Origin of the sequence: Blautia marasmi (genome assembly GCF_900258535.1) — a bacterium.
Taxonomy (GTDB): domain Bacteria; phylum Bacillota; class Clostridia; order Lachnospirales; family Lachnospiraceae; genus Blautia; species Blautia hominis.
On record NZ_OIWX01000001.1, the window covers coordinates 4,284,961 to 4,308,645 of the forward strand.

16 protein-coding genes and 4 tRNA genes are annotated in these 23,685 nt (G+C 48.8%); 14 read left to right on the top strand and 6 right to left on the bottom strand.

Annotated features, from left to right (window positions below; genetic code table 11):
• Positions 1 to 188: 188 nt before the first annotated feature.
• Positions 189 to 270 (top strand) — tRNA-Leu (locus tag C6P39_RS18555).
• A gap of 56 nt (positions 271 to 326) precedes the next feature.
• Here the strand turns inward: C6P39_RS18555 and C6P39_RS18560 are convergent.
• From C6P39_RS18560 to C6P39_RS18570, 3 genes are all read right to left on the bottom strand, one after another.
• Positions 327 to 716 (bottom strand): hypothetical protein, encoded by a 390-nt coding sequence (locus C6P39_RS18560; RefSeq protein ID WP_104804774.1) that lies wholly within the window; start codon positions 714 to 716, stop codon positions 327 to 329.
• 91 nt (positions 717 to 807) lie between these two features.
• Positions 808 to 1,806, bottom strand: a complete 999-nt coding sequence (locus C6P39_RS18565; RefSeq protein WP_104804775.1) for a uroporphyrinogen decarboxylase family protein — start codon at positions 1,804 to 1,806, stop codon at positions 808 to 810.
• A gap of 199 nt (positions 1,807 to 2,005) precedes the next feature.
• A complete protein-coding gene (locus C6P39_RS18570) occupies positions 2,006 to 3,223 on the bottom strand; it encodes an MFS transporter (protein ID WP_104804776.1) in 1,218 nt (405 codons plus the stop codon).
• 272 nt (positions 3,224 to 3,495) lie between these two features.
• On the opposite strand from C6P39_RS18570, the gene C6P39_RS18575 reads away from it, so the two are divergent.
• The 13 genes from C6P39_RS18575 to C6P39_RS18635 all read left to right on the top strand — a co-directional run bounded on the left by C6P39_RS18575 (position 3,496) and on the right by C6P39_RS18635 (position 22,978).
• Positions 3,496 to 5,064 carry a helix-turn-helix domain-containing protein gene (locus C6P39_RS18575; protein ID WP_095170758.1) on the top strand — a complete coding sequence of 523 codons (1,569 nt, stop codon included), beginning with the start codon at positions 3,496 to 3,498 and terminating at the stop codon, positions 5,062 to 5,064.
• Complete coding sequence (locus tag C6P39_RS18580; protein WP_104804777.1) at positions 5,061 to 6,647, top strand: PucR family transcriptional regulator; 1,587 nt, start codon at positions 5,061 to 5,063, stop codon at positions 6,645 to 6,647. Before C6P39_RS18575 ends, C6P39_RS18580 begins: the two co-directional genes overlap by 4 nt.
• A 26-nt stretch (positions 6,648 to 6,673) precedes the next feature.
• A complete protein-coding gene (locus C6P39_RS18585) occupies positions 6,674 to 7,948 on the top strand; it encodes a ferritin family protein (protein WP_104804778.1) in 1,275 nt (424 codons plus the stop codon).
• Complete coding sequence (locus tag C6P39_RS18590; RefSeq protein ID WP_242987078.1) at positions 7,917 to 8,819, top strand: patatin-like phospholipase family protein; 903 nt, start codon at positions 7,917 to 7,919, stop codon at positions 8,817 to 8,819. The genes C6P39_RS18585 and C6P39_RS18590 overlap by 32 nt, the downstream gene beginning before the upstream one ends.
• A gap of 205 nt (positions 8,820 to 9,024) precedes the next feature.
• Positions 9,025 to 11,415 carry a GH36-type glycosyl hydrolase domain-containing protein gene (locus tag C6P39_RS18595; RefSeq protein ID WP_095170752.1) on the top strand — a complete coding sequence of 797 codons (2,391 nt, stop codon included), beginning with the start codon at positions 9,025 to 9,027 and terminating at the stop codon, positions 11,413 to 11,415.
• A 77-nt stretch (positions 11,416 to 11,492) separates the two neighbouring features.
• Positions 11,493 to 12,926, top strand: coding sequence for a phosphoglucomutase/phosphomannomutase family protein (locus C6P39_RS18600; RefSeq protein WP_095170750.1), 1,434 nt, complete (start codon positions 11,493 to 11,495; stop codon positions 12,924 to 12,926).
• Positions 12,927 to 13,169: 243 nt separating this feature from the next.
• Complete coding sequence (locus C6P39_RS18605) at positions 13,170 to 14,918, top strand: sensor histidine kinase (protein ID WP_095170748.1); 1,749 nt, start codon at positions 13,170 to 13,172, stop codon at positions 14,916 to 14,918.
• Positions 14,919 to 15,027: 109 nt separating this feature from the next.
• Complete coding sequence (locus C6P39_RS18610) at positions 15,028 to 16,380, top strand: ABC transporter substrate-binding protein (protein ID WP_104804779.1); 1,353 nt, start codon at positions 15,028 to 15,030, stop codon at positions 16,378 to 16,380.
• Between the two features lie 155 nt (positions 16,381 to 16,535).
• Positions 16,536 to 17,429, top strand: a complete 894-nt coding sequence (locus tag C6P39_RS18615) for a carbohydrate ABC transporter permease (RefSeq protein ID WP_095170744.1) — start codon at positions 16,536 to 16,538, stop codon at positions 17,427 to 17,429.
• A gap of 15 nt (positions 17,430 to 17,444) precedes the next feature.
• Positions 17,445 to 18,302, top strand: coding sequence for a carbohydrate ABC transporter permease (locus C6P39_RS18620; RefSeq protein WP_095170743.1), 858 nt, complete (start codon positions 17,445 to 17,447; stop codon positions 18,300 to 18,302).
• A gap of 225 nt (positions 18,303 to 18,527) precedes the next feature.
• Complete coding sequence (locus C6P39_RS18625; protein WP_095170740.1) at positions 18,528 to 19,262, top strand: response regulator transcription factor; 735 nt, start codon at positions 18,528 to 18,530, stop codon at positions 19,260 to 19,262.
• Between the two features lie 24 nt (positions 19,263 to 19,286).
• The gene (locus C6P39_RS18630) at positions 19,287 to 20,831 is read left to right on the top strand and encodes a Ppx/GppA phosphatase family protein (protein ID WP_104804780.1); all 1,545 of its coding nucleotides are present in this window, start codon (positions 19,287 to 19,289) and stop codon (positions 20,829 to 20,831) included.
• Positions 20,832 to 20,842: 11 nt separating this feature from the next.
• Entirely contained in the window at positions 20,843 to 22,978 is a 2,136-nt protein-coding gene (locus tag C6P39_RS18635; RefSeq protein WP_104804781.1) for an RNA degradosome polyphosphate kinase, read from the top strand.
• Positions 22,979 to 23,256: 278 nt separating this feature from the next.
• Here the strand turns inward: C6P39_RS18635 and C6P39_RS18640 are convergent.
• The 3 genes from C6P39_RS18640 to C6P39_RS18650 all read right to left on the bottom strand — a co-directional run bounded on the left by C6P39_RS18640 (position 23,257) and on the right by C6P39_RS18650 (position 23,568).
• Positions 23,257 to 23,328 (bottom strand) — tRNA-Glu (locus C6P39_RS18640).
• 47 nt (positions 23,329 to 23,375) lie between these two features.
• A tRNA-Glu gene (locus tag C6P39_RS18645) sits at positions 23,376 to 23,447 on the bottom strand.
• 49 nt (positions 23,448 to 23,496) lie between these two features.
• Positions 23,497 to 23,568: transfer RNA gene (locus tag C6P39_RS18650), tRNA-Glu, on the bottom strand.
• Between the last annotated feature and the right edge of the window lie 117 nt (positions 23,569 to 23,685).

Below are 23,685 nucleotides of genomic sequence, written 5' to 3' on the forward strand. Positions count from 1 at the left end.
GTAGATTTATCAATAATTTGCACGGCAGGTTTTCTAAAAAATACAGCCTGCCATGTTATTTTACTATACCATACTGTTTACGAGGGAAACAACCAGAAAATAAATCTTGATTTTCTGATAAAAAAAGACAAAAACACTTGCGCGATATGAAAATATATGGTAATATTATCTTCGGTTCGTGAGAACGGGCCGCTGTGGCGGAATTGGCAGACGCACTTGACTCAAAATCAAGCGGGTAACTCCGTGCCGGTTCGAGTCCGGCCAGCGGCATTATAAAAAGCCCTCGTGATCGCTGCTTTACAGAGACAGCAATCTGAGGGCTTTTGTCATGCGGTTTTTCTTTTCAATTCTTCTATTTCTTTTTCCAGCTTCTCCACTTTTTCAGTCAGAATGTTGACTCTGATTTCTTCGAGACAGCTCTTGTCGGAAACCTTAACAGCCTGGTTTAACCTGTCAATTAAATGGCCGTGGTTCTCTGCTAATAAAGAGATATTTCTATCTGTGATATTTTCAAGATGTAATTTTACGTCAGTGATATCCTTCTGCATGCTTGCAATGTCCTTCTGCATGCTTGTGATGTCCTTCTGCATGCTTGCGATATCCTTCTGCATGCCTGTGATATCCTTCTGCATGCCGGTAATTGCATTTTGCAGCGGCTCTGTGGTATTTTGCAATAACACTGCAATAGCTTGCAAATCTTCTTTCGTCAGTGCCATGTCATCATCCCTCCTTTTCTTCATGCATTATACCACAGATCCATACTTTCCGAAACCCTAAAATTAAATTACATATGGAATACCTGTATGGCTATACAAAGATTTCTTTGCTGTAAGCTGCGATCTCTTCGCTGAGCGTTTCATATACCCCCGGGAAGGTGCTGATATCAAGTCCCTGAGAAGCACACGGAATGAAATAGAGCCTGCCGTTCTCGTCGCAGGCGCGGCGCACTTCTTTTTTGATGACATCCCTAGTCCAGCCCGGGTAGTCCACTTTGGCGCTGTCTATGCCGCCCATGAAGGAGATCTGGCCACCGTATTTTTGAATCAGTTCCGGTACATTGTTTGTTGTCATGACACCCTGCCAGATATCAATCCCCATCTGGATCATATAAGGAACCAGCGTGGCTGCATAGGAATCCGAGTGATGTACAATAAGCTCCACGCCGTTGTCCCGGTATCTCTTATAAATTTTCTTATATGCAGGAAGGAAAAACTCTTCAAACATAGCAGGGGAGATAAAGGTGGAGGTCTGTGTCCCCCAGTCATCGTGGTGGAAAAGTGCATCAGGTTTCAGATACCTGCATACCTTATCCGCGTATTCCAGTTCCCAGTCCGTGAGGTAGTCAATGAGTTCATGCATGGCTTCCGGTTCCTCGATAAAGTTCATCATGGTCTGGGGAATATCCATCAGGTGATGGCACTGTTCAAAAAGACCCGGGAACATGACAGAAGTTACAAAATATTCGTCCCTGTCAACCGATTCTGCCTCTTTGATATAAGGTTCCCATTCGGAGTCCGGGTAGTCCAGGCTTGGCGCATGGACATATTTTCTCCACTCCGTGACATCCTTCAGCACCAGATGTTCCTCGTCATGTACAGGGAAGTCCCCCGGCATTCCTTTTGGCCATGAGAATGTGATCCCCCAGCTGTTGACTGCATTTAGAACGCCCTCTTCCAAAATGGGGCCGTTGTGCAGGTCAAAGAATGGGCTGCCGTAGATAATGTGCATAAATTCGTATTGATTCACAAATCGGTCGGGATGTCCTCCCCGGATAGTTTCCAGTAAATTTTGTTTTGTAGTGAGCATATAAATATCTCCTTTCATAAGTAAGCCATGGGATTTTTATTTGTTACACAAATGGTAACTATTCAGTAGGCCTGCGCATTCACTGCGCTGACCGTAAGAAAGTGTACCACGGCCAAGCAAAAATCCCATCGCCAAAGGCGATTCTGCATGGATTTTTGCCTATAACTGTGAGGGTACTGAACAGTTACCACAAATGTTTCTAATTGTTCTGTTCTTCCTGCATGGAAAGGTCACTGGGATTCTTCTTATCCATAATGGTACAGATAATGGACAGTACAGCTCCGATCCCTGAAGCGGCGATGGCTACAGGCAGTAATTTCAATATGCCGGTGGTGCCAAGAAGCTTCTGCAGCACCGTACAGGCGTAGGTGGAGAGGAACATCCCCAGACCTCCGATGGCTGTTGTCATGGAGATGGAGGAAGATACCCGCTCCTTGGGGACTACAACCGTACATCTCAGGAAGAAGTAAGAGAAGCCATATCCATAGGAAGCGCCGCACAGGGTACAGGCGATTCCGGCCATGACCGGTCCGGATGCCAGATATAGCAGCAGGTAGGAGAGGCACAATCCCACGTATCCGAAAATGATGGTTGCCCTTTTCAGTTTGGAGTACAGAGTGCCAAACAGGATGCAGAGTATACAGCTTCCCACAGTGCCCAGAGTGGAGAGCAGTGCCGCAACGCTTTCATTTCCATATCCCTGTTCTGCCACAAGGACAGATACCTGATAATAGATGACAGCGTAAATCAGATTGTAGGCAAAGCAGGATACCATCAGCATGAATTGTCTGGACAGATAGGGATTCTTTCCCTGGGCCTTTGCCCGGTCTTCCTCCGTCTGGCTGCCCTCCGGGGGCGTCATGGGAAGGAATATAAACATCATCACAATAACCGGAACGGCGATCCAGTAAACCTTAAACACTTCATTCCAGGAACGGACCGCAAATACCCCTGCGATCAGGCTGATGACAGCTCCGGTGCCCGCCATGGTAGCGTTGAATATACCCATGATGGTTCCGCGTTTGTCCTCGTCCACATAGACTTCCGCGATCAAAGCCATAGCAGCCGCATTTACAAAGCCCATGGAAATACCTACCAGGATACGCATGGCCAGTACATAATACACGTTCGCCACGGCCCCGCCTAAAATGGCGGATACGGCAAATAGAATCATAGCCCCGATCAAAATCTTCTTTTTACTCAGATACTGCATGAGTTTTCCGCAGAGCATCGCCGAGAAAAGCATGATAAACGACGGCCCGGACAGGATGAAATTCACGGCAGCATCATTTTGGAAGGTCTCATACAGCCCGTTTCCGGCTGGGATGATGACCATATCTGCCATGACTGCCACATTCGTCAGGAAAAGAGAGATCAAAAACAGAAGCGCACGCCCCTTTGTCATTTCTTTGTCCATCTTACACCTCCATAAAATATTTACGATCCGGATCTTATGAATCCATTATATCCTATTTAAAATGTCTTACTATCCTTTGAAATTCCCGTATTTTCGGGGGCCCACCGTTGAAAAACCCTAAAAAATGCCGGAGAGGCGATGTTTTTCGTCTGTTTATGTGAATTGGAAGGGCAAAAAACGTCAAATCAGAGGAAAAGATATTCTGGTAAATCGGAAGGGGGAGATTTATAATGAAACTATAGTCTGAAAATGGAAAGCAGGGGAGGTGCCGCATGGAACTAAATATCCATATCTTGAGGAATGAGCTGGAGCACGTTTCCGGTTACAGGGGGGAGCGGGATTACCTGGAAAGAAGCCTGTCCTTCTACACGCTTTATCAGCCGGACTGCGTACTGCGCAGAGATACGCTGTATCTGGTGGACTCGGTCAGCCTGGCAGCAAAAATACCGGGGAAGGAATCCGGGACCGCACTGCTTATCATAGAGGGAGAGGAACAGGAAGCCGCGGGGTATCCGGACGGCTGCGCCTGGATCTGTATGGACGGCAGTCTGTCAGCAGATGCGCTGCTGGCCCGGCTTCAGGATATCTTTGAGAAATATGACAGATGGGAGAGGGGGCTTTCCTCTGTTTTATCGGGGGAGCGGAGCATAGAGGCGCTCTGCCGCATCAGCCTGCCTATTTTTCACAATCCTGTCATGGTTCATAACAGGGAATATGAACTGATGGCATATGCGGAGGCGGGGGGAGCCAGCTTTCCCTACAGCCTCTTGCAGGAGGGCACCAATTATCTGGACCGGAATATTACGGACGAGCTGTTTTTCCGCTCCGATTATCTGACGACCCTGGAATTTGAGACACCTCAGTTCTGGAGCAATGAAGGAGAAGAATATATCACTATATACAGCAATATATTTGATGAGGATCAGGAGTATTGGGGAAGGATCGTCATAGACGGGGTGAACGGCAGTCTGACGGAGGGGCACCTGGCACTGCTCTCCGTGTTTACTGAGGCAGTGCGGGCACTTGCGGTACGTCACTCCGGCTCTAAGTTCAACGCACTGGCTGCATTTAAGAATTATGCTCTGGAATACCTGCGCAGCCCATCCGGTTTTGACGCAGATAAGCTCCTAATGGCAATGCGGCTGGCAGGATGGAAGCGGAACGGCCCCTTTTTCTGTGTCTGCATGGAACTGACGGAGGCGGGGCAGGAATTACATTCCGCTGCCTATGAGAGTGTGCTTTTTGACCACCAGCTTTATGGATACCTTTCCCTGGAGTATGAGGACAGGCTGCTGCTTCTGTGCAATCTGGGCCTGGGGCTGGAGGGAAGGGATGAGGAGTGCAGGCGGCTGGCCTATATTGTCCGGGACAATCTGTTCAAGTCAGGGATCAGCACGGAATTTTCCGACTTTTTCCAGTTCCCCGATTATTTCAGACAGGCTGAGGCAGCGCTACAGTCAGGAAAAGAGTGCAGCAGTACCCAATGGCTGTTCAAATTTGAAGACTATGCACTTCACTATGTGCTGAACCGCGGTGCCAATACCCTGCCAATGAGAACACTGATCCCCCCATCCATCCTGAAACTCATCCGGTATGACAGGACACACGATACCAGTTATTACAAGACACTTCTCAATTACATAGAATTTGATTCCCATACAGCAAAAGCCATTGATGATTTATATATCCACAGGAACACCTTCAAGTCCAGGATAAAGAAGATCAGGGAGCTTTTGGAGATGGAACTGGATTCCCCTCAGGAGCGGCTCTATCTCATGCTGATCTTCCGCATACTCAGACGGTATCCTGAACTGGCGTCAGAACAGGAGGTGGGACTTTGAAGCTGAACGGGTGTATATTGGCTGAAGATTTAAAAGGTGTGGAGGGAAGTTCTCTGAAATCAGATCCCATGGAGCTTCCCTTGACAGGCGCCCTGATCTGGCAGGAAGGGATATCGCTCAGGGAATATTACGTGTATATCATGTACGCAGAAGATTTGGAGCGGATACCGAAAAAACATGCGGCGCTCACTGTGGTAAGCATCGGGAAACCTTCAAAAGAATGTCTGGAGCGGGAGGGTATGGACATTCTATGGGTCAGACCGTACCTGACACCCCAGATGATATTGTCTTTACTCTTAAAAATATTTGAGAAATACAGGATATTTGAGGAGGGGTTAAACCGGCTGTGCCGGGAAGGAAAACCTTTTTCGGCCCTGACCCCGGTGCTCTTATCCGTATTTTCCAATCCCATTATTGTAGTGGGGGAACACATGGAGATCCTGGCGCTGTCCCAGAATGAGGATACGTGCAGGATTCCCTGTGAGTGCAGGGATGGGGATACGGATTTTTTAAGGTCTTCTTTTGAGAAGGCTTTTTGCCGCGCATGGAAGGAGGAGGGCGGAGTATCGGCCACAGAGGAGGGGATCCCGTTTCTGGCGGTGCCGGTCCGGGAAGAGGATAAGATCGTGCTGGGGATCTTTCTCCTCTCCGTCACAGTGCCGCTGACTGAGCGGGACAGGATACTGCTCTGCCAGACGGGACAGTATCTTAAGTGTATGCGGCGTGTGAATTTTATCAACAGCTATCAGGGGATGGAAAGGATGCAGAGAACCTTGGCACAGCAGGCACAATCCTGCCGATGCTTTGCTGAGATGCCGGAATGTCTGACGCGGTCCCTTGCAAGGCTTGGCTGGGAACAAAAGGGAAGTTATGTCTGCATTGTGCTCAGATCAGCATTTTTCAGCAAAGTCAGCCAGAGAGAGATACCTGCAGATGAGCTGTTTGAGAACAGCAGTCTCATGGTCAAGACAGGGACTGAGGTTTTCTTTCTGTGTAATCTTCTGAAAGTATCCGGGGGTGTGGAGGAGATCGGGGAGAGGCTGGAAGCGATATTGGAAGATTCGCCGCTGATCGCAGGAGTCAGCACCCCGTTCCGCAGTTTTCCGGATTATCCGGATTACGGTATCCAGGCATTGGCGGCGCTGAGGATCGGAAATAAGCTGGATCATACAAAAAAGGCGTGCCTCTTCAAAGATTTCGCGCTGGATTATATCATTTATGAGGGATGGAAGTCCCTGCCGGTCAATGTCCTTCTCTTTGGCGGGCTGAAAGATCTGCTTCTCCATGATCACATCCATCACACAAGTTATTATCAGACCCTGGAGGCTCTTTTTGATAACTTTATGGTCATGAGCCGGACTGCCTCCCGCCTGGGGATCCATATCAGCACCCTGAAATACAGGGTAAAGCGCATCCACGAAATGCTGGGGCTTGACCTGAACGACAGCTATAACAAAATATACCTCCAGAGTATTCTGCTTCTGCTGAGGCAGGATACGGCATCTGTGGAAGCATATCTGGAACAGGAGGCCAAAAAGACCGCGCGAACGATTCCGGTTGCCAGTTCAGAAAAAATGAAGTAAACTAATACCATTGAGGAGGTATTGTTATGAAGAAACGTAATATTCAGAAAATTATAGAACCTATTGTCCGCCGTCCCGGCTGTACGTCCTTTGCGGTGATCGGGGACCCCGGATGTGAAGGACTGGGAACCGTTATGATGAAGACCTATGCAGGGGCGCTTGAGAAAGCGGCAGAGGAAGATATGATCCTCATAGCCGGGGATATGGTTCCTGTTGGCGATGAGCGTCACTACAAAAATATCTGTACCCTCACAGAATCGGTGGCTGATAAAGATGTCTTTGTGCTTAGGGGAAACCACGACACAGGAGACTACGAGGCATTTTTTGGTCTGCATGACTATGCTGTCATTGCGGAGACATTTACGATTGTAGTGGTTGACAATGCCTTCCGGAAATTTTCCGACACAGGGCTTGCGCTGCTTGGACGGGTACTTGCCATGGAAGAGTGCGAAAATGTGGTGATCGCCTTCCACATTCCTCTGCCAAACCATTTTACGGGAAATTCCGTGCCCCGGGAGGAATTTGAGCGTCTCAGGGCAGTCTATCTTCCATATAAAGAAAAGATCAAATATTTTGTGTGCGGCCATGTGCACTCCTGCTTTGAGGATGAAGTGGATGGCATTCCCTTTGTGTGTACAGGGGGAGGCGGTGCCATCATAGAGGATGTGTCGGAGAATATAAAGGCATCGGATGTGGAACATCATATTGTCCGCTTTGCCAGGGAGAACGGCAGGCTCTGCCACAGATTTGAAAATCTTGGGGATGCCCCTTACCAGAGGGAGCGGGAGGACAAGATCACCAGGGACCAGCTTGAGGAGACCGTCAAAGGGGAGCTGTATGCATTTCTTCGTTATCAGACCTTTGCGGAGCGTGCGGAAAAGAGAGGATACGGCAGGATTGCCAATCTGTTCCGGGCTTTGGCAGAATCGGAGTACCGGCACGCCAAGAGTTTTTACGCCATCCTGGACAAGCCGAAAGCGTTTCATGAATCAGTGGAGACCTATGTGCCCGGAGAAAAATTTGAATACGAGCGTCTGTATCCCATGGTTGCGGACTATGCCCAGGAGCGGGATTTTCTGCTCACGAGGCAGGCCTACCGGGACGCGGCTTCTGCCGAGAAGGCCCATGCAAGGCTTCTGAGTGAGGCTGCAGACTGCACCGGATTTGAAAAAACCGTGTTTTACGTGTGTCCGGTCTGCGGATGCCTGATGGAGAGCCGGCCGGAGCGCTGTCCGGTCTGCGGGGCGCCTGCAAGAGAGTTTTTGGTATATGAGAGCAAAGAAGAGACAAAAGAGGGATGACGGGAAAATGACACAAAATATTGCGAAAACAGGTTTGATTTTGGAGGGAGGCGGGATGCGGGGTGTATTTACCGCGGGCGTGCTGGACTATTTCCTGGAGGAGGACATTTCGTTTGGCACCTGCCTGGGCGTTTCCGCCGGCTCCTGTCTGGCCTGCAGTTATTTGTCAAAGCAGCACGGAAGGGGATACCGGACCATCACCGGGTATCTGGATGATCCCAGATACTGCGGGATCGGCAGCTTCTTAAAGACAGGGGATTATTTTGGGGCAGAGATGCTTTACAGGACCATACCGGATGAACTGGATCCCTATGACCATGAAATGTTTGAAGCAAACCCGGCCAGGTTTTACGCGGTTGTGACCAACTGTGAGACCGGGCAGGCGGAGTATAAACGCATCCGGGACCTGCACCGGGACATTTGTTATATCCGGGCATCCAGTTCCCTTCCCCTTATGTCCAGGACCCTGTGGATCCGGAAGAAGCCATACCTGGACGGCGGTATAACAGATTCTATTCCTATCCGCAAATCCGAAAGCATGGGAAATGACAAGAACGTGGTAGTGCTCACAAGGGGCAGGGAATACCGGAAGCAGAGAAACCGGATGGTGCCGCTTCTGCGCCTGCGCTACGGCAGGCAGTTCCCAAAACTGGTGGAGTGTATGGAAAACAGGCACCGGGTCTATAACGAGACCCTGGATCATCTCTACCGGAAGGAAAAAGAGGGAAGCGTATTCCTGATCCAGCCTCCAAAACCGGTGGAGATCGGACGGATCGAGAAGGACGGGGAAAAACTGAAAGCACTTTACAGCCAGGGATATGAGACGGCAAAGAGGCTGGCAGAGGCCCTGAGAAAATATCTGGAGAGTTAAAAAATATCTTTCCCCGCGTCATCACAAGAAAAAACAAATATTAACATCCTGAACTATGTTACTGAAACAGAAAGTTTTCTATAATAGAGCCAGGAAGACGAAAAGGGGTCTGCCGATGCAGGCCCCTTCGTATTATCAGGGCCGGACAGTACAGACTGCCTGTCCGCAAAGATTCTTAATAGGAGATTCAGGAGGGTTTCGTAACATGAAATACGGACATTTTGACAATGAAAAGAGAGAGTACGTGATTGACAGGGTAGATCTACCTACATCCTGGACCAATTACCTGGGAGTGAAAGACATGTGTGCGGTTTTGAACCACACAGCAGGAGGATATATTTTCTACAAATCACCGGAGTATCACCGCATTACAAGGTTCCGCGCCAATGCAGTACCCATGGACCGGCCGGGACATTATGTGTATATCCGCGACGATGAGGATGGGGATTACTGGAGCGTATCCTGGCAGCCTGTGGGCAAGTCCCTGGAGGAAGCCAAATATACCTGCCGTCACGGCATGTCCTATTCTGTCTATGAATGTGACTACAGCGGCATCAAGGCATCCCAGAAAATGTGCATCCCCAAAGAGGACCCGGTGGAACTGTGGGATGTGAAGATCAAGAATGACAGCGGACGCCAAAGAAGCCTCAGCGTGTATTCCTATCTGGAATTCTCCTTCCACCAGATCGAGATGGACAACAAAAATTTCCAGATGAGTATGTATGCGGCAGGCTCCTCCTGTGAGGACGGTATTATTGAACATGACCTTTTTTATGAAGAGTTTGGATTCCAGTGGTTCACAGCCAGCTTTGAGCCGGATGGATTTGAGTGCCTGAGAGATGCCTTCATTGGTCCCTACCGCACGGAATCAAACCCCATTGGCGTGGAAAATGGTGTCTTAAACGGCGGTTTTGAGAAGGGCAACAACCACTGCGGAGCCCTGCAGAAAAAGATCACCCTGGCTCCCGGTGAGGAAGTGCGCCTGGTGTTCATGCTGGGAGAGGGAAACAGAAAAGCTGCTTATCCCTACAAGGAAAAATACAGTGATCCTGCAAATGTGGACGCAGCCTATGAGGAACTGAAAAGCTACTGGGACAGCAAATTTGATAAGCTGCAGATCCGGACGCCCAATGAAGGTATGAATACACTGATCAATACATGGACCCTTTACCAGGCGGAGATCAATGTAATGTTCTCACGTTTTGCCTCCTTTATCGAGGTGGGGGGACGTACAGGACTTGGCTACAGGGATACGGCACAGGATGCCATGACAGTTCCCCACTCCAACCCGGAGAAATGCCGCCAGAGGATCATAGAGCTTTTAAGAGGCCAGGTGTCAGAGGGCTACGGCCTGCATCTGTTCCAGCCTGAGTGGTTTGACCCGGATACGGAAGTGAAGCCGTTCAAATCCCCCACCGTTGTGCCCACTCCAAGCAGAGACCAGATGATCCATGGCCTGGAGGATACCTGTTCCGATGATGCCCTGTGGCTGGTAAGCTCCATTGTGGAGTATGTAAAAGAGACCGGTGAATTTGAGCTTTTAAACCAGGTGGTGCCGTATGCTGACAAAGGTGAGGGCACTGTCTATGACCATATGAAACGGATCTTAGACTTCTCCGCCAGACAGGTGGGAGAGGACGGTGTGTGCAAAGGCCTCCGTGCGGACTGGAATGACTGCCTGAATCTGGGCGGTGGTGAGAGCGCCATGGTATCCTTCCTGCACTACTGGGCCATCGAGAGTTTTCTTGAGGCTGCCGCCTATCTGGGTGAAAAAGAGGATGTACAAAAATACACGGCAATGGCGGAGAATGTGAAAAAGGTCTGCGACCGTGAGCTTTGGGACGGTGAATGGTATGTCCGCGGCATCACGAAAAACGGCCGGAAGATCGGAACACAGAAGGACAAAGAGGGAAGGGTACATCTGGAATCCAATGCCTGGGCAGTGCTCTCCGGTGCGGCGCCGAAGGATAAGGGGACAAAAGCCATGGATGCTGTGTATGAGAACCTCTTTACACCTTATGGCATCATGCTCAACGGTCCGTCCTACACAGTTCCGGATGATGACATTGGTTTTGTGACCAGGGTATATCCGGGTGTGAAGGAGAACGGTTCTGTGTTCAGTCACCCCAACCCATGGGCATGGGCAGCAGAATGTATGCTGGGAAGGGGAAGCCGAGCCATGGAATTCTATAATGCTCTGTGTCCTTATTACCAGAATGACATGATCGAGATCCGCCAGGCAGAACCTTATTCCTACTGTCAGTTTATTATGGGAAAAGACCACACCGCATACGGCAGGGCAAGACATCCTTTCATGACAGGAAGCGGCGGCTGGGCCTACTTTGCAGCCACCAGATACATGCTGGGGATCCGTCCGCAGATGGACGGACTGGAGATAGATCCCTGTATCCCCGGTGACTGGGAAGGATTTACCGCGCACCGGGTATTCCGCGGCGCGTCCTTTGAGATCACAGTGGAAAATCCGGTCCATGTGGAAAAAGGCGTGAAGGAAATCTGGCTGGACGGAGAAAAGGTGGATAAGATTCCTGTCTGTGAAGCGGGCAGCAGTCATACCGTAAGAGTTGTTATGGGGTAACCATCCGGGTAACTGTGAAAGTATAAAACATTTTGTTATGGTAATATATGGGTTCGTACAGGAAGGAGAGAACAGCAATGATCAAATTTGGAACAGGCGGTTGGAGAGCGATTATAGGTGACGGCTTCACGAAGGATAACATCCAGAGGCTGACAAAAGCCCTTGCCATGAAGATGAAGGCAGAGGGTGTGGAGAAGGAGGATATCTGCATTGGCTATGACAGGCGTTTCCTGGCAAAGGAAGCCGTGATGTGGTCATGTGAGGTACTGGCAGCGGAGGGGATCCGTGCCTGGTTTATCAACCGGTCTTCCCCCACGCCGCTGATCATGTATTATGTGATGGCCCACGATCTGCCCTACGGCATGATGGTGACAGCCAGCCATAATCCGGCCATTTACAATGGGATCAAGGTTTTCACCAGAGGCGGAAGAGATGCCAATGAGGTGCAGACTGCGGAGATCGAAGCGTATATAGCAAAGGTGGAGGAGGAGATCGCTGCCGGCAATACCATCAGCACGATCCCTTACGAGCAGGCAGTTGCTGAGGGAAAGGTTGTGGAATTTAATCCTCTCAATGAATATCTGGACAATATTATTGCGGCAGTGGATGTGGAGGCCATTAAGAACAAAGGGCTTCGTGTGGCTCTTGACCCCATGTACGGTGTGAGCCAGACATCCCTGAAGACGCTGCTTTCCATCACCCGCTGTGAGCTGGAGATCATACACGAGCGTCATGACACGCTGTTTGGCGGCAAGCTGCCGGCACCAAACGCCCAGACCCTGCGCTCCCTGCAGAATTATGTGCTGGACAGGGGCTGCGATATCGGTGTGGCTACGGATGGGGATGCTGACCGGATCGGTGTGATTGACGATACGGGAAAATTCCTGCATCCCAATGATATTTTAGTGCTGCTGTATTATTATCTTGTAAAATACAAAGGCTGGAGCGGCCCTGTCGTGCGCAACGTGGCAACCACCCATATGCTGGACCGTGTGGCTGAGAGCTTCGGGCAGAAATGCTATGAAGTTCCGGTAGGATTCAAATATATATCTTCCAAGATGGAGGAGACAGACGCCATCATCGGCGGTGAGTCCTCAGGCGGTCTTACCGTTAAGGGACATATCAACGGCAAGGACGGCGTATATGCCGCTATGCTTTTGGTAGAGATGATCGCCGTGACCGGAAAGAAGATATCCCAGATCGCAAGGGATATTGAGGAGGAGTACGGAAGCATCTATATGGAGGAGAGAGATTATAAGTTCACGCCTGCAAGGAAGGATGAGATCCAGAGGACCCTTATGGTGGATAAGGCTCTTCCCGATATTGATGAGCCGGTAGAGCGGGTATCCTATATGGACGGCTGCAAGATCTACTTCAAGAACGGCGGCTGGATCATTGCCAGATTCTCCGGCACAGAGCCTCTTCTTCGTATTTTCTGCGAGATGCCTGAGGCATATCAGGCTGTCCGCATGTGCGAGCTTTTTGAAGAATTTTTGGAACTGAAAAACTGATGAAAGAGAACAGTTTTAACTGACGGTATAAAAATAATAGAAAGTGCGCAAAGCGTGCTTTCTATTGTTTTTTGCGGAAAAGGGCGGTACATGATATAATGAGCGCAAGAGCGCCGGAAGGGAGCCTGCTCACTTATGGCGAACGGGGAATAGCGATCATGAACTGCCTGCAATTCATGATCTGATGTTAGAAAAGCGGCAAAAGCAGAAAAGCCGCAGTACGTGCGGAGAGAGGTAAGGGGAATGAAAGAAAAAAAGAAATTTTCCATCCAGTGGAGAGTCATTGCCATTGCTTTGGGGTGCTGGATGATACCATTTGTGCTCATGGTGGGTATGATGGTGCATTATATCCTGTCCAACCAGATGGGGGACCGGGTGGACAATATGACAGATCAGGTAAATTTTAATATGCAGACCAGTGTGGAGCGGCTGAACCAGGCCATAGAGGATTCCAGGGACGCATCCTACGAGGGGGAACTGCGTTCGGTCTATGAGGCATATAAGAGTAATGATTACAAGGATTACTGGCTCAGCGGCAGGGTGCGGGGGTATCTGAATACCAAGTATACCAATGACCCCAGCTTTTCCAGCACTATTTTCTGGTACAGGGAGGCCCCGGAGAAGCTGAACGGTGAAGTATATAATTCCAGTGCGGGCGGGGCGTATCATCAGATCAATACCTACTGGGAGTATGACCATGAAGCCGTCAGGGAATATGCAGAGACCCTTGATACCGGTATAGGTTTCCTGGACAGGGATGGGCGCATTTACATGATCAGGAATCTTGTGAACCGTTCTTTTGAACCTGTGGGTGTGCTGGTCATGCGATTGAATACTGCCTATTGTTTTGAGGGCATGCGTCATTTTCTGAATGATTTTGATATGGGGATATATTTAAACGATCTGTGTCTGGAGTTCACCCAGGATGGGGAACAGGAGAACAAAGAGGGGATGCGTCCGGAAGAATATCCACAGGGCAGTACATGGGAGGGCGGTTATCTGTACATCAGGAATCTTGTGAAAGAGAACAGTTACCGGCTGGATACGCTGGTACGCATCCCTAAGACGGTGGTCATGGACTCCATGTATGCATATATGCGTATTCTGGGCGTGATGATCGTACTTCTGGTGCCTCTTGTGGTGTTCCTCATATTTATGGTGCGCCGTCATATCCTTCAGCCCACAGAGCAGCTTATGGAGGGGGCCAGGGAGATCCAGGAGGGCAATCTGGGGTATCAGATCACCTTTGAGGCAGGCAGCCAGGAATTTGTCTATCTGACGGAATCCTTTAACCAGATGTCAAGCCGGCTCAAATACCAGTTTGACCATATATTCCAGGAGGAGATGGCACTGAAAGACGCCAGGATCATGGCTCTGCAGTCCCACATCAATCCCCATTTTATGAACAACACTCTGGAGATCATCAACTGGGAGGCCCGCCTCTCCGGCAATATGAAGATCTCCAAGATGATAGAATCCCTGTCCGTACTCATGAACGCGGCTATGGACAGAAAGCGGCGGCATGTGGTGCCTCTGAAAGAGGAACTGCAATATGTGGAGGCTTATCTTCATATTATGAAAGAGAGGCTGGGAAGCAAGCTTACTGTGGAGATGGATATCTCGGAAGAGACCCTGAATGAGAAGGTGCCAAGACTGATCCTGCAGCCCGTGATCGAGAACGCCATTGAACACGGCGTCATAAGGAGCGGCAGCGGCACAGTGGTCTTAAGAAGTTATAAAAAGGGAGACTACCTCTATCTGGAGACGGAGAACAACGGCATTATGAACGAGCAGGAGAGGGCAAAGGTGGACAGGCTGCTTGCGCCTGATTATGACACCAGCAAGGAATCCTCAGGCAATCTGGGCATAGCAAATGTGAACCAGAGACTGGGTATTTTGTACGGGGAACCCTGCGGACTGTCTATTTTCCAGGAAAAAGATGACCGGATTTGTGCCCGCTTGACCATTTTTGTTGGTCTAAGAGCACAATAAAAAGCAAAAAATCACAGTCTCAGTTATTCGCTTTTTACAATATATGCGGTATTATAATGTCATCAAGAAAAACAAAGCAAAACAAAGCGAACAGGGAGGTAATTCAGTAATGAAAAAGAAAGTTGTAGCAGTTTTACTTGCAGGAGCAATGGCAGGAACAATGCTGACAGGATGCGGCGGTGACAGCAAGGCAGCAGATTCCGGAGATACCAAGAAAGAAGATACCGCAGACAAAGCAGAAGACAGGGAAGACAGCGGCGCTGAGGGTAAAGTTACATTAAATGTTACCACAACCTTTGCAGGAACTGAAAGTAACGTTGATAAATACCAGGAGAGCATTGAGAAGTGGCAGAAAGAGACCGGAAACAAAGTCAACGATTCCTCCGCATCTGCAGACGAGGCCATGAAAGCCCGCGTGATCACAGACTTTGAGACAGGTGCAGAACCGGATGTTTTGTTCTACTTCAACGGCAATGATTCCAATTCTTTTGTTGAGGCAGGCAAAGTGGTTTCCATTGATGAGATCCGTGAAAAATATCCGGACTATGCAGCCAATATGAATGATGACCTGATTCCGGCTTCTCCGTCTGACGGTGTTAAATATGCGGTTCCTTTCTACGGATACTGGGAAGGCATGTATGTAAACAAGAAAGTCTGTGAAGACGCAGGCGTTGAGATACCCGGACCTGACACCACATGGGAACAGTTTATGGAGACCTGCCAGAAGATCAAAGACGCAGGCTATACCCCGATCGCAGCTTCTCTGATCAAAGAGCCGCACTACTGGTTTGAATACTCTATCTTCAACCATGACACACCGGCAACACACGTAGCAGTTCCGGAAAAAGTGGATGATAAAGTGGGCAAAGCCTGGGAAGCAGGTATTGCTGATATCAAAGATGTATACGAAAAAGGTTTCTTTACAGAGAACACCAACACCTGCGAAGCTGATGAGGCATTCCAGGGATTCTTACAGGACAAAGCAGCATTCTATGTAGACGGTTCCTGGAAGATGGGCGGTATCAGAGATAACTCTGACAATATTGATAACTTTACCGTTACCTTTGTACCTGGCCAGAACGAGAGAAAGACAACCGATATCATCAGCGGTCTGTCCTCAGGCTGGTACATCACCAAAAAAGCATGGGATGATCCGGAAAAACAGAAAGCTGCTGTAGATTTAGTAGAATCCTTCATCAACACAGAAACTGTTTCCGATTACGCAGGAACAGCAACTACTGCATTAAAAGACGGTGCGCAGGTTGATGAGAGCAAGCTGAATTCCCTTGAAAAAGATGCTCTTGCCATGCTGAAATCCGTAACCGCTACATCAGGCGCATGCCAGGATCTGTGCTCAGAAGATCAGAGGGCTCCTATCTTCACAAATATGCCGCAGATCGTTGAAGGTCAGATGGAGATCAGTGACGCTATCCAGCAGGTTATTGATGCAATGGAAGAATAATATTTGTATCGCAGATATTATATTTGTAACGTAAAAACCGTATTTTTTAAGGACCGGAGAGGAAAAAAATCCTCCGGTCCTTCTTAAAGAAAAGCAAGTGAAGTAACTTTCAAATGGACGCAGGTGTTCGCTTGAAAGTCTGGGAGGCGAAATCTATGAATAACACATCAAATATTTATAAGAATAAGAAGCCGGCCATTTTTTTCCTGCTGCCTGCATTCCTGTTTCTGATCCTGTATCTGTATTACCCATTTATCCAGAACATCTTCAACAGTTTCATGAAAATCAAAGGACTGGCAACTCCGGCCAAAGGGTTCAATGACCCGGTTTACAAGAACTACACACGTCTGTTCACAGACCCGAACATGAGAATAGCCCTGAAAAACACCTTGATCATGATCATTGTAACCATCGTAGGGCAGGTGGGGATCGCAATTGTCATCGCACTTCTGGTAGATAACATCAAAAGAGGAGCAAAGTTCTTCCGAATCGTTTACTTCTTCCCCATTGTTATCTCCGCAACTGCATTAGGACTTCTGTTCAACCTGATCTTCCTGTATGACAAAGGTATGATCAACCAGCTTCTGGAGTTCTTCGGAAAGACGAACCTGACAGACTGGAAGGACGAGGTCCACGCCATTATGACTATGATGATACCCGTCACGTGGCAGTATGTGGGATTCTACTTTATCATACTGCTGACAGGACTTAACAATATCTCCGATGAGCTGTATGAATCAGCAGCCATTGACGGAGCCACCCGGTTCCAGAGAGTACGCTTCATCTCCGTCCCTCTTCTGCACAACGTTATCTGCACCTGCTGTGTGCTGGCTGTGACAGGAGCACTGAAGGTCTTCGACCTGCCATGGATGATGTTCCCCAACGGTATGCCGTATGGCAAGACGTGGCTCACCGGAACTTACATGTATTACTACGCATTTGTAGCAAGTGACGCGGATTACAGTTCCACGATCGCGATCGTCATTGTTGTGCTCGGCATTATCCTATCCAAGGTTGTAAATGTCATCTTTAAAGAGAAAGACTATTAGAAGGGAGATATGAAAATGAAAAAGCGTAAATTTTCACCAGGAATGTGCGTCGTATATCTCATCCTGATATTCTGGGCACTTACAACAATATATCCGATCCTGTGGGTTATCTTAAACTCATTCAAAGACAGAAAGAAAATAATTGCAAACTCCTTTGCACTTCCGTTAGGTGATCTGTTCAGTATGGAGAACTATAAGACAGCGTTTGACAGACTGAACATCTTCACCGCATATAAAAACAGTATCATCGTTTCCTGCTGCGTGGCAGTTGTGGTTATCCTCCTGGCAGGAATGGCTTCCTACGCACTGGTCCGTTATAACCTGAAAACCAAGAAGCTGTTAAACACCATGGTGGTTGCAGCCATGATGTTCCCGGTATTTGCCACTATTATCCCGGTATTCCGTATGGAATTTTCATGGGGGATCGTCAACACCGATAAAGTTTCCCTATCGCTTTTGTCGCTCATACTGCCGCAGATAGCCGGAAACCTGGCCTTTGCCATGGTGGTGCTCACGGGGTATATCCGAAGTCTTCCCATTGAACTGGAAGAGTCGGCGTACCTGGAAGGCTGCAATCCCATGCAGATCTTCTTCAAGATCGTGGTGCCCCTGACAAAACCATCCTTCGCAACGGTTGGTATCTTCAGTTTCCTGTGGAGTTACAATGACCTGTTCTCCCAGACCTTCTTCCTTCGTTTCAAAGACCAGTGGGCGATCACACGACTGCTCATGGAGATTTCCTCCAGGGAAGGTACAGACTACGGCCTGATGGCAGCAGTGGTGACACTGATCATCGTACCGCTTCTGGTTGTGTATGTATGTCTGCAGAAATACATTATCAAAGGTATGACAGCGGGAGCTGTGAAGGGCTGAGTGCCTGAAATAAAAATAAAGAAGACAGATGGTAACGGTTCAGCTTGCCTGAACTGTTACGATAGAAGGAAAGTATTTGGTGGAAAAGCCGCCAGATACTTTCCTTTTTTTCGCTAATGTTTTATAATAATAGAAAGTAGTATTTATTTTACACAAATTTAAGGTATATTTGAAAGAAGAATAGAATATTTGTGATAAACTAAAAGAGGAACCAGGGGGGTACATATGTATAAAGTAGTAATAGTAGATGATGAGCCAATTATCGCGGAAGGCCTTTCCAAAGTGGTGCCGTGGGATAAATACGGCTGCAGGATCGCCGCCACCGCAGGCAACGGACAGGAGGGGCTGGAGGTTATAAGAAAAGAGCAGCCCAATATCGTTATCTCAGATATCTCCATGCCCGGTATGGACGGGCTGAAAATGATCGCTGCCCTCAGGGTGGAATTTCCGGAGATGCAGATATCTATTCTGACAGGTTACCGGGATTTCGACTATGCGCAGCAGGCCATCCGCCTGGGTGTGACGCGTTTCCTGTTAAAGCCGTCCAATATGGACGAGATCGAGGAAGCTGTGCAGGTCATGGCGGAAAACCTGAAAAAACGAAACATAACCGGCGAGGAGGATGAGTCTGAAAATACTGCAGGCAGTTTCATTGTGAAGAATGCCCTGGCCTATATTCAGGAAAACTATAATAAAAAGATTTCCCTGAGTGAAGTTGCAGAGAACACGTTTGTGAGCCAGTGGCATCTGAGTAAGCTCTTAAATAAACATTTGGAAAAGAGCTTTTCGGAAATCCTCAATTCCATCCGGATCGAGAAGGCAAAAGAGCTGTTAAAAGACCCTTCCCTGCGTATCGGAGATGTGGCGGAGGAAGTGGGCTTTTTAGATATGGCGCATTTTTCCAGGGTCTTTAAAAAGATAGAGGGGATTTCAGCCAACGAGTACAGAAATAAGATATAGTCCGTTTACGGAAGAGGTGAGAAAATGGCAATTACAAGATTTGCAGCAATTGATGTGGGGTCTTATCATGTATCCATGGATATCTACGAAATTTCACCCAAGGCGGGGATCCGTCAGATTGATGAGGTCAGAAGCCGTTTGGAGATCGGGCGGGATACTTACGGAACAGGTAAAATAGGATATGATTCCACCCAGGAGCTGTGTGCAGTGCTCCGGGATTTTGCCGGTATCATGCAGGAATACCAGGTGGATGCTTACCGTGCCTGTGCCACCAGTACGCTGCAGGAGGCGAAAAATGTCTGGATCGTGCTGGACCAGGTATACCAGAAAACAGGCATTAATGTGGAGATCCTGAGCAATTCAGAGCAGAGGTTTTACGGCTACAAATCACTGGCAGCCAAGGAGGCGGCTTTTACAAAGATCATCCAGAAGGGAACCGCTATCATTGAGATCGGCGGCGGAAATGTACAGATTTCCCTGTTTGACAAGGACTCGCTGGTGACTACCCAGAACTTTAAGATGGGCAGCCTGCGTATCCGGGAACGGCTGATCCCGGTGGAGAAGGAGACCGTGTACTATGAGCATCTGGTGGAGGAACTGATCCACAACGATATCCTCAGTTTTAAAAAGCTGCATCTGAAGGAGCGGAAGATTGACAATATTATTCTTCTGGGGGATGTTTTCATGGAGACGCTCCTGAAGAAAAAGAACAGTATGGAGGAGAACAGGACTGTAAGCCGTGACGCATTTATGCAGGTATATGAAGGGATCGTCCATAAATCTCCGGAACAGGCGGCTGTGGAACTGGGGATATCCCTGGAATTTGCCACTATTTTGGTGCCCACCTTGATCATCTGCAGGGTGTTCATTGATGAGATGGGAGCAGAGACTTTATGGCTTCCCGGCACCCAGTTAAATGACGGTGTTTCCTATGATTATGCCCAGAAGCAGAAGCTTATCAAAAGTACCCATAATTTTGAAAATGACATACTGGTATCTGCCAGGAATATAGCAAAGCGGTACATGAGCAACAAGAGCCACACCCAGGCGGTCGCTCAGGTGGCAACCATTATTTTTGACAGTATGAAGAAGGTACACGGCATGGGCAGCAGGGAGAAGCTGCTGCTGCAGATCGCGGTGATCCTTCATGACTGTGGAAAATATATCAGTATGAGTAATGCGGCGGAGTGCTCCTATGCGATCATTATGTCCACGGAGATCATCGGCCTGTCCCATATGGAGCGGGAGGTGATCGCAAGTGTGGTGCGGTTTAATTCAGAGCCTTTTAAGTATTACGGGGAGGCGGATTCCAAGAGTGCCATTGACCGTGACACTTATATGCTGATCGGCAAGCTGACGGCAATCTTAAGGGTTGCCAATGCCCTGGACCGCAGCCACAAGCAGAAAGTGGAGGAGATTAAGGCAGCAGTCAGGGAGAAAGAGCTGATACTGACCATTGACACACAGGAAGATCTGACGCTGGAGGAAGGGCTTCTGACGGAAAAGGCGGATTTCTTTGAAGAGGTATTCAGCATCCGCCCGAGACTGCGGCGAAAGAAGAGAAGATAGGGGGCATCAGGATGGATTTAAAAGAGTATATAAAACCGGAATACTACTGGAACAGGGAATTGAGCTGGATCAAATTTAACGAGAGAGTCCTCTCTGAGGCCAGGGACAAAAGTCTGCCTCTGTTTGAGAGACTGAAATTTTTAAGTATCACGGCCTCCAATCTGGATGAGTTTTTCATGATTCGGGTGGCTTCCCTGAAAGATATGGTACATGCAAAATACACGAAGCCGGATATTGCCGGTATGACACCCAAGGACCAGTTAAAAGAACTGTCTGTTGTGACAAAGGAACTGGTGGAGGCACAGTACAATACCTACAACCGTTCTCTTCTGCCTGCACTGAAAAAGGTAGGGCTTCACGTGGTGGAGAGGCATGAGGACCTGACGGAGGAACAGCAGAAATATGTGGACCGTTATTTTGAGGACAGTGTATACCCGGTCCTCACACCTATGGCCATGGATTCTGCCAGGCCTTTTCCGCTCATCAGAAACAAGACGCTGAATATTGGCGCCCTGATATCCAAAAAGGATAAAAAAGGCAGGGAGGAACTGGAGTTTGCCACAGTCCAGGTACCATCCGTGCTGCCCAGGATCGTCATGCTGCCTGAGGATAAGAAAGGGAATCCTGTGGTGATCCTCCTGGAGCAGGTGATCGAGCGGAATATCGGCAAGCTGTTTCTGAGCAACGAGGTGGCCTGCACCTGCCCGTACCGGATCATGAGAAATGCGGACCTGACCATTGACGAGGACGAAGCGGCAGACTTATTAAAGGAAATCCAGAAACAGCTGAAAAAGCGCCAGTGGGGCGAAGTGATCCGGCTGGAAGTGGAAGACAAGATGGATGAGAGGCTTTTAAATATCCTCAAAATGGAGTTTGAGATCAAGGAGGAGGATATCTTCCAGATCAACGGGCCGCTGGATCTGACGTTCCTTATGAAGATGTATGGAATGGACGGGTTTGAGGAGTACAGGAACAAGCCTTACACACCGGCCCCGGTACCGGCTATGATGACGGACGAGGATATTTTTACCCAGATCAGAAGAGGGGATATTCTGCTGCATCATCCGTTCATGACATTTCAGCCTGTGGTGGATTTTGTGCGGCAGGCAGCCAAGGACCCGGATGTGCTGGCTATCAAGCAGACGTTGTACCGGGTGAGCGGCAATTCGCCTATTATCGCGGCGCTGGCCCAGGCTGCGGAGAACGGCAAGCAGGTGACCGTTCTGGTGGAGCTGAAAGCCCGTTTTGACGAGGAGAATAATATAGTCTGGGCAAAAATGCTTGAGAAGGCAGGGTGCCATGTGATCTATGGACTGTTGGGACTCAAGACCCACAGCAAGATCACTCTGGTGGTGCGCAGGGAGGAAAATGGTATCCGCAGATATGTGCATCTGGGAACCGGAAATTATAATGATTCCACCGCGAAGCTGTATACAGACTGCGGTATCCTCACCTGTTCCGCCAGAATCGGGGAGGATGCCACAGCGGTGTTTAATATGCTCTCCGGCTATTCGGAGCCAAGGACCTGGAATAAGCTGGTGGTGGCGCCAATCTGGATGCGTGACCGTTTCCTGCATCAGATCGAGATGGAACGGGAATATGCGCTGAAAGGGCGGAAGGCCAGGATTGTGGCAAAGATGAATTCTCTCTGTGACAGGGATATCATTGCGGCTCTGTATGCAGCCGGCGCGGCAGGGGTGAAGATTGACCTGATCGTGCGGGGAATCTGCTGTTTGAAGACCGGAATACCGGGAGTCAGTGAGAATATTACGGTGCGCTCTATTGTGGGGAATTTTCTGGAGCACAGCAGGATATTTTATTTCTACAGCGACGGACATGAGGAAATCTTTATGGGAAGCGCGGACTGGATGCCCAGGAACCTGGACAAGAGAGTGGAGATCGTATTTCCTGTGGAGGATGAACGGCTGAAAGAGGAAGTGAAGCATATTCTGGAGATGCAGCTTGCGGATAATGTGAAGGCCCATGTGCTGCAGGCAGATGGCAGGTATGAGAAGATTGATAAAAGAGGGAAGGTGCTTTTAAATTCTCAGGATTATTTCTGTGAAGAGGCATGGGAACGGGTTAGCGTGCCGGAGAGTGCCGGGGATCAGAGAGTGTTTGTGCCTGCGGAGGCACCGGAGGATTAGCCGGTCGGGTCAGGGAGCAGGCTGGATGGGATAAGAATAAGAATAAGGGGGAGGCTGGGATCGCTTAGCGTTGTGGGATAGGGGCCGCTGTACGGGGATTTGGAGATTTCCGTATGGCGGTTTGTTGTTGGGATGCGTGCCGTAGGGCTTTTGCGGATGGACGGTGTGTTTAAGTTGGGCGGTGCTTTTGGATAGGATGGCTACGGGGATTTGCGAAGCTATTGTTGTTTTGGGGAATAAAAAAAAGATTTCAGTGATTGGACTGAAATCTTTTTTAGCAGTTCGTAGGGGAATCGAACCCCTGTTTCCGCCGTGAGAGGGCGGCGTCTTAACCGCTTGACCAACGAACCATATGTATTTTGTTTTGATGCTTTTCTGTTATAGCTTAGTGAATGAGCAGTTCGTAGGGGAATCGAACCCCTGTTTCCGCCGTGAGAGGGCGGCGTCTTAACCGCTTGACCAACGAACCGTATGTGTGTATTGTTTTGATGCTTTTCTGTTATAGCTTAGCGAATGAGCAGTTCGTAGGGGAATCGAACCCCTGTTTCCGCCGTGAGAGGGCGGCGTCTTAACCGCTTGACCAACGAACCGTATTGTGTTTCTTGTTTCGCATGACGCTAGATTATGATACTACACATTTTAACAAAATGCAAGCTTTTTTTAGGAAAAACGTTAAAAAAATTTGAGGTGGGAAGGCGGAGTGAAAA

What these genes read in the sequence shown, in the direction of transcription:
- C6P39_RS18595 (WP_095170752.1), top strand. Translation starts at nt 9,025, where the DNA reads ATGAAATACGGACATTTTGACAATGAAAAGAGAGAGTACGTGATTGAC.
- C6P39_RS18635 (WP_104804781.1), top strand. Translation starts at nt 20,843, where the DNA reads ATGGATTTAAAAGAGTATATAAAACCGGAATACTACTGGAACAGGGAA.
- C6P39_RS18615 (WP_095170744.1), top strand. Translation starts at nt 16,536, where the DNA reads ATGAATAACACATCAAATATTTATAAGAATAAGAAGCCGGCCATTTTT.
- C6P39_RS18585 (WP_104804778.1), top strand. Translation starts at nt 6,674, where the DNA reads ATGAAGAAACGTAATATTCAGAAAATTATAGAACCTATTGTCCGCCGT.
- C6P39_RS18590 (WP_242987078.1), top strand. Translation starts at nt 7,917, where the DNA reads ATGAGAGCAAAGAAGAGACAAAAGAGGGATGACGGGAAAATGACACAA.
- C6P39_RS18610 (WP_104804779.1), top strand. Translation starts at nt 15,028, where the DNA reads ATGAAAAAGAAAGTTGTAGCAGTTTTACTTGCAGGAGCAATGGCAGGA.
- C6P39_RS18570 (WP_104804776.1), bottom strand. Translation starts at nt 3,223, where the DNA reads ATGGACAAAGAAATGACAAAGGGGCGTGCGCTTCTGTTTTTGATCTCT.
- C6P39_RS18600 (WP_095170750.1), top strand. Translation starts at nt 11,493, where the DNA reads ATGATCAAATTTGGAACAGGCGGTTGGAGAGCGATTATAGGTGACGGC.
- C6P39_RS18630 (WP_104804780.1), top strand. Translation starts at nt 19,287, where the DNA reads ATGGCAATTACAAGATTTGCAGCAATTGATGTGGGGTCTTATCATGTA.
- C6P39_RS18605 (WP_095170748.1), top strand. Translation starts at nt 13,170, where the DNA reads ATGAAAGAAAAAAAGAAATTTTCCATCCAGTGGAGAGTCATTGCCATT.
- C6P39_RS18620 (WP_095170743.1), top strand. Translation starts at nt 17,445, where the DNA reads ATGAAAAAGCGTAAATTTTCACCAGGAATGTGCGTCGTATATCTCATC.
- C6P39_RS18625 (WP_095170740.1), top strand. Translation starts at nt 18,528, where the DNA reads ATGTATAAAGTAGTAATAGTAGATGATGAGCCAATTATCGCGGAAGGC.
- C6P39_RS18565 (WP_104804775.1), bottom strand. Translation starts at nt 1,806, where the DNA reads ATGCTCACTACAAAACAAAATTTACTGGAAACTATCCGGGGAGGACAT.
- C6P39_RS18560 (WP_104804774.1), bottom strand. Translation starts at nt 716, where the DNA reads ATGGCACTGACGAAAGAAGATTTGCAAGCTATTGCAGTGTTATTGCAA.
- C6P39_RS18575 (WP_095170758.1), top strand. Translation starts at nt 3,496, where the DNA reads ATGGAACTAAATATCCATATCTTGAGGAATGAGCTGGAGCACGTTTCC.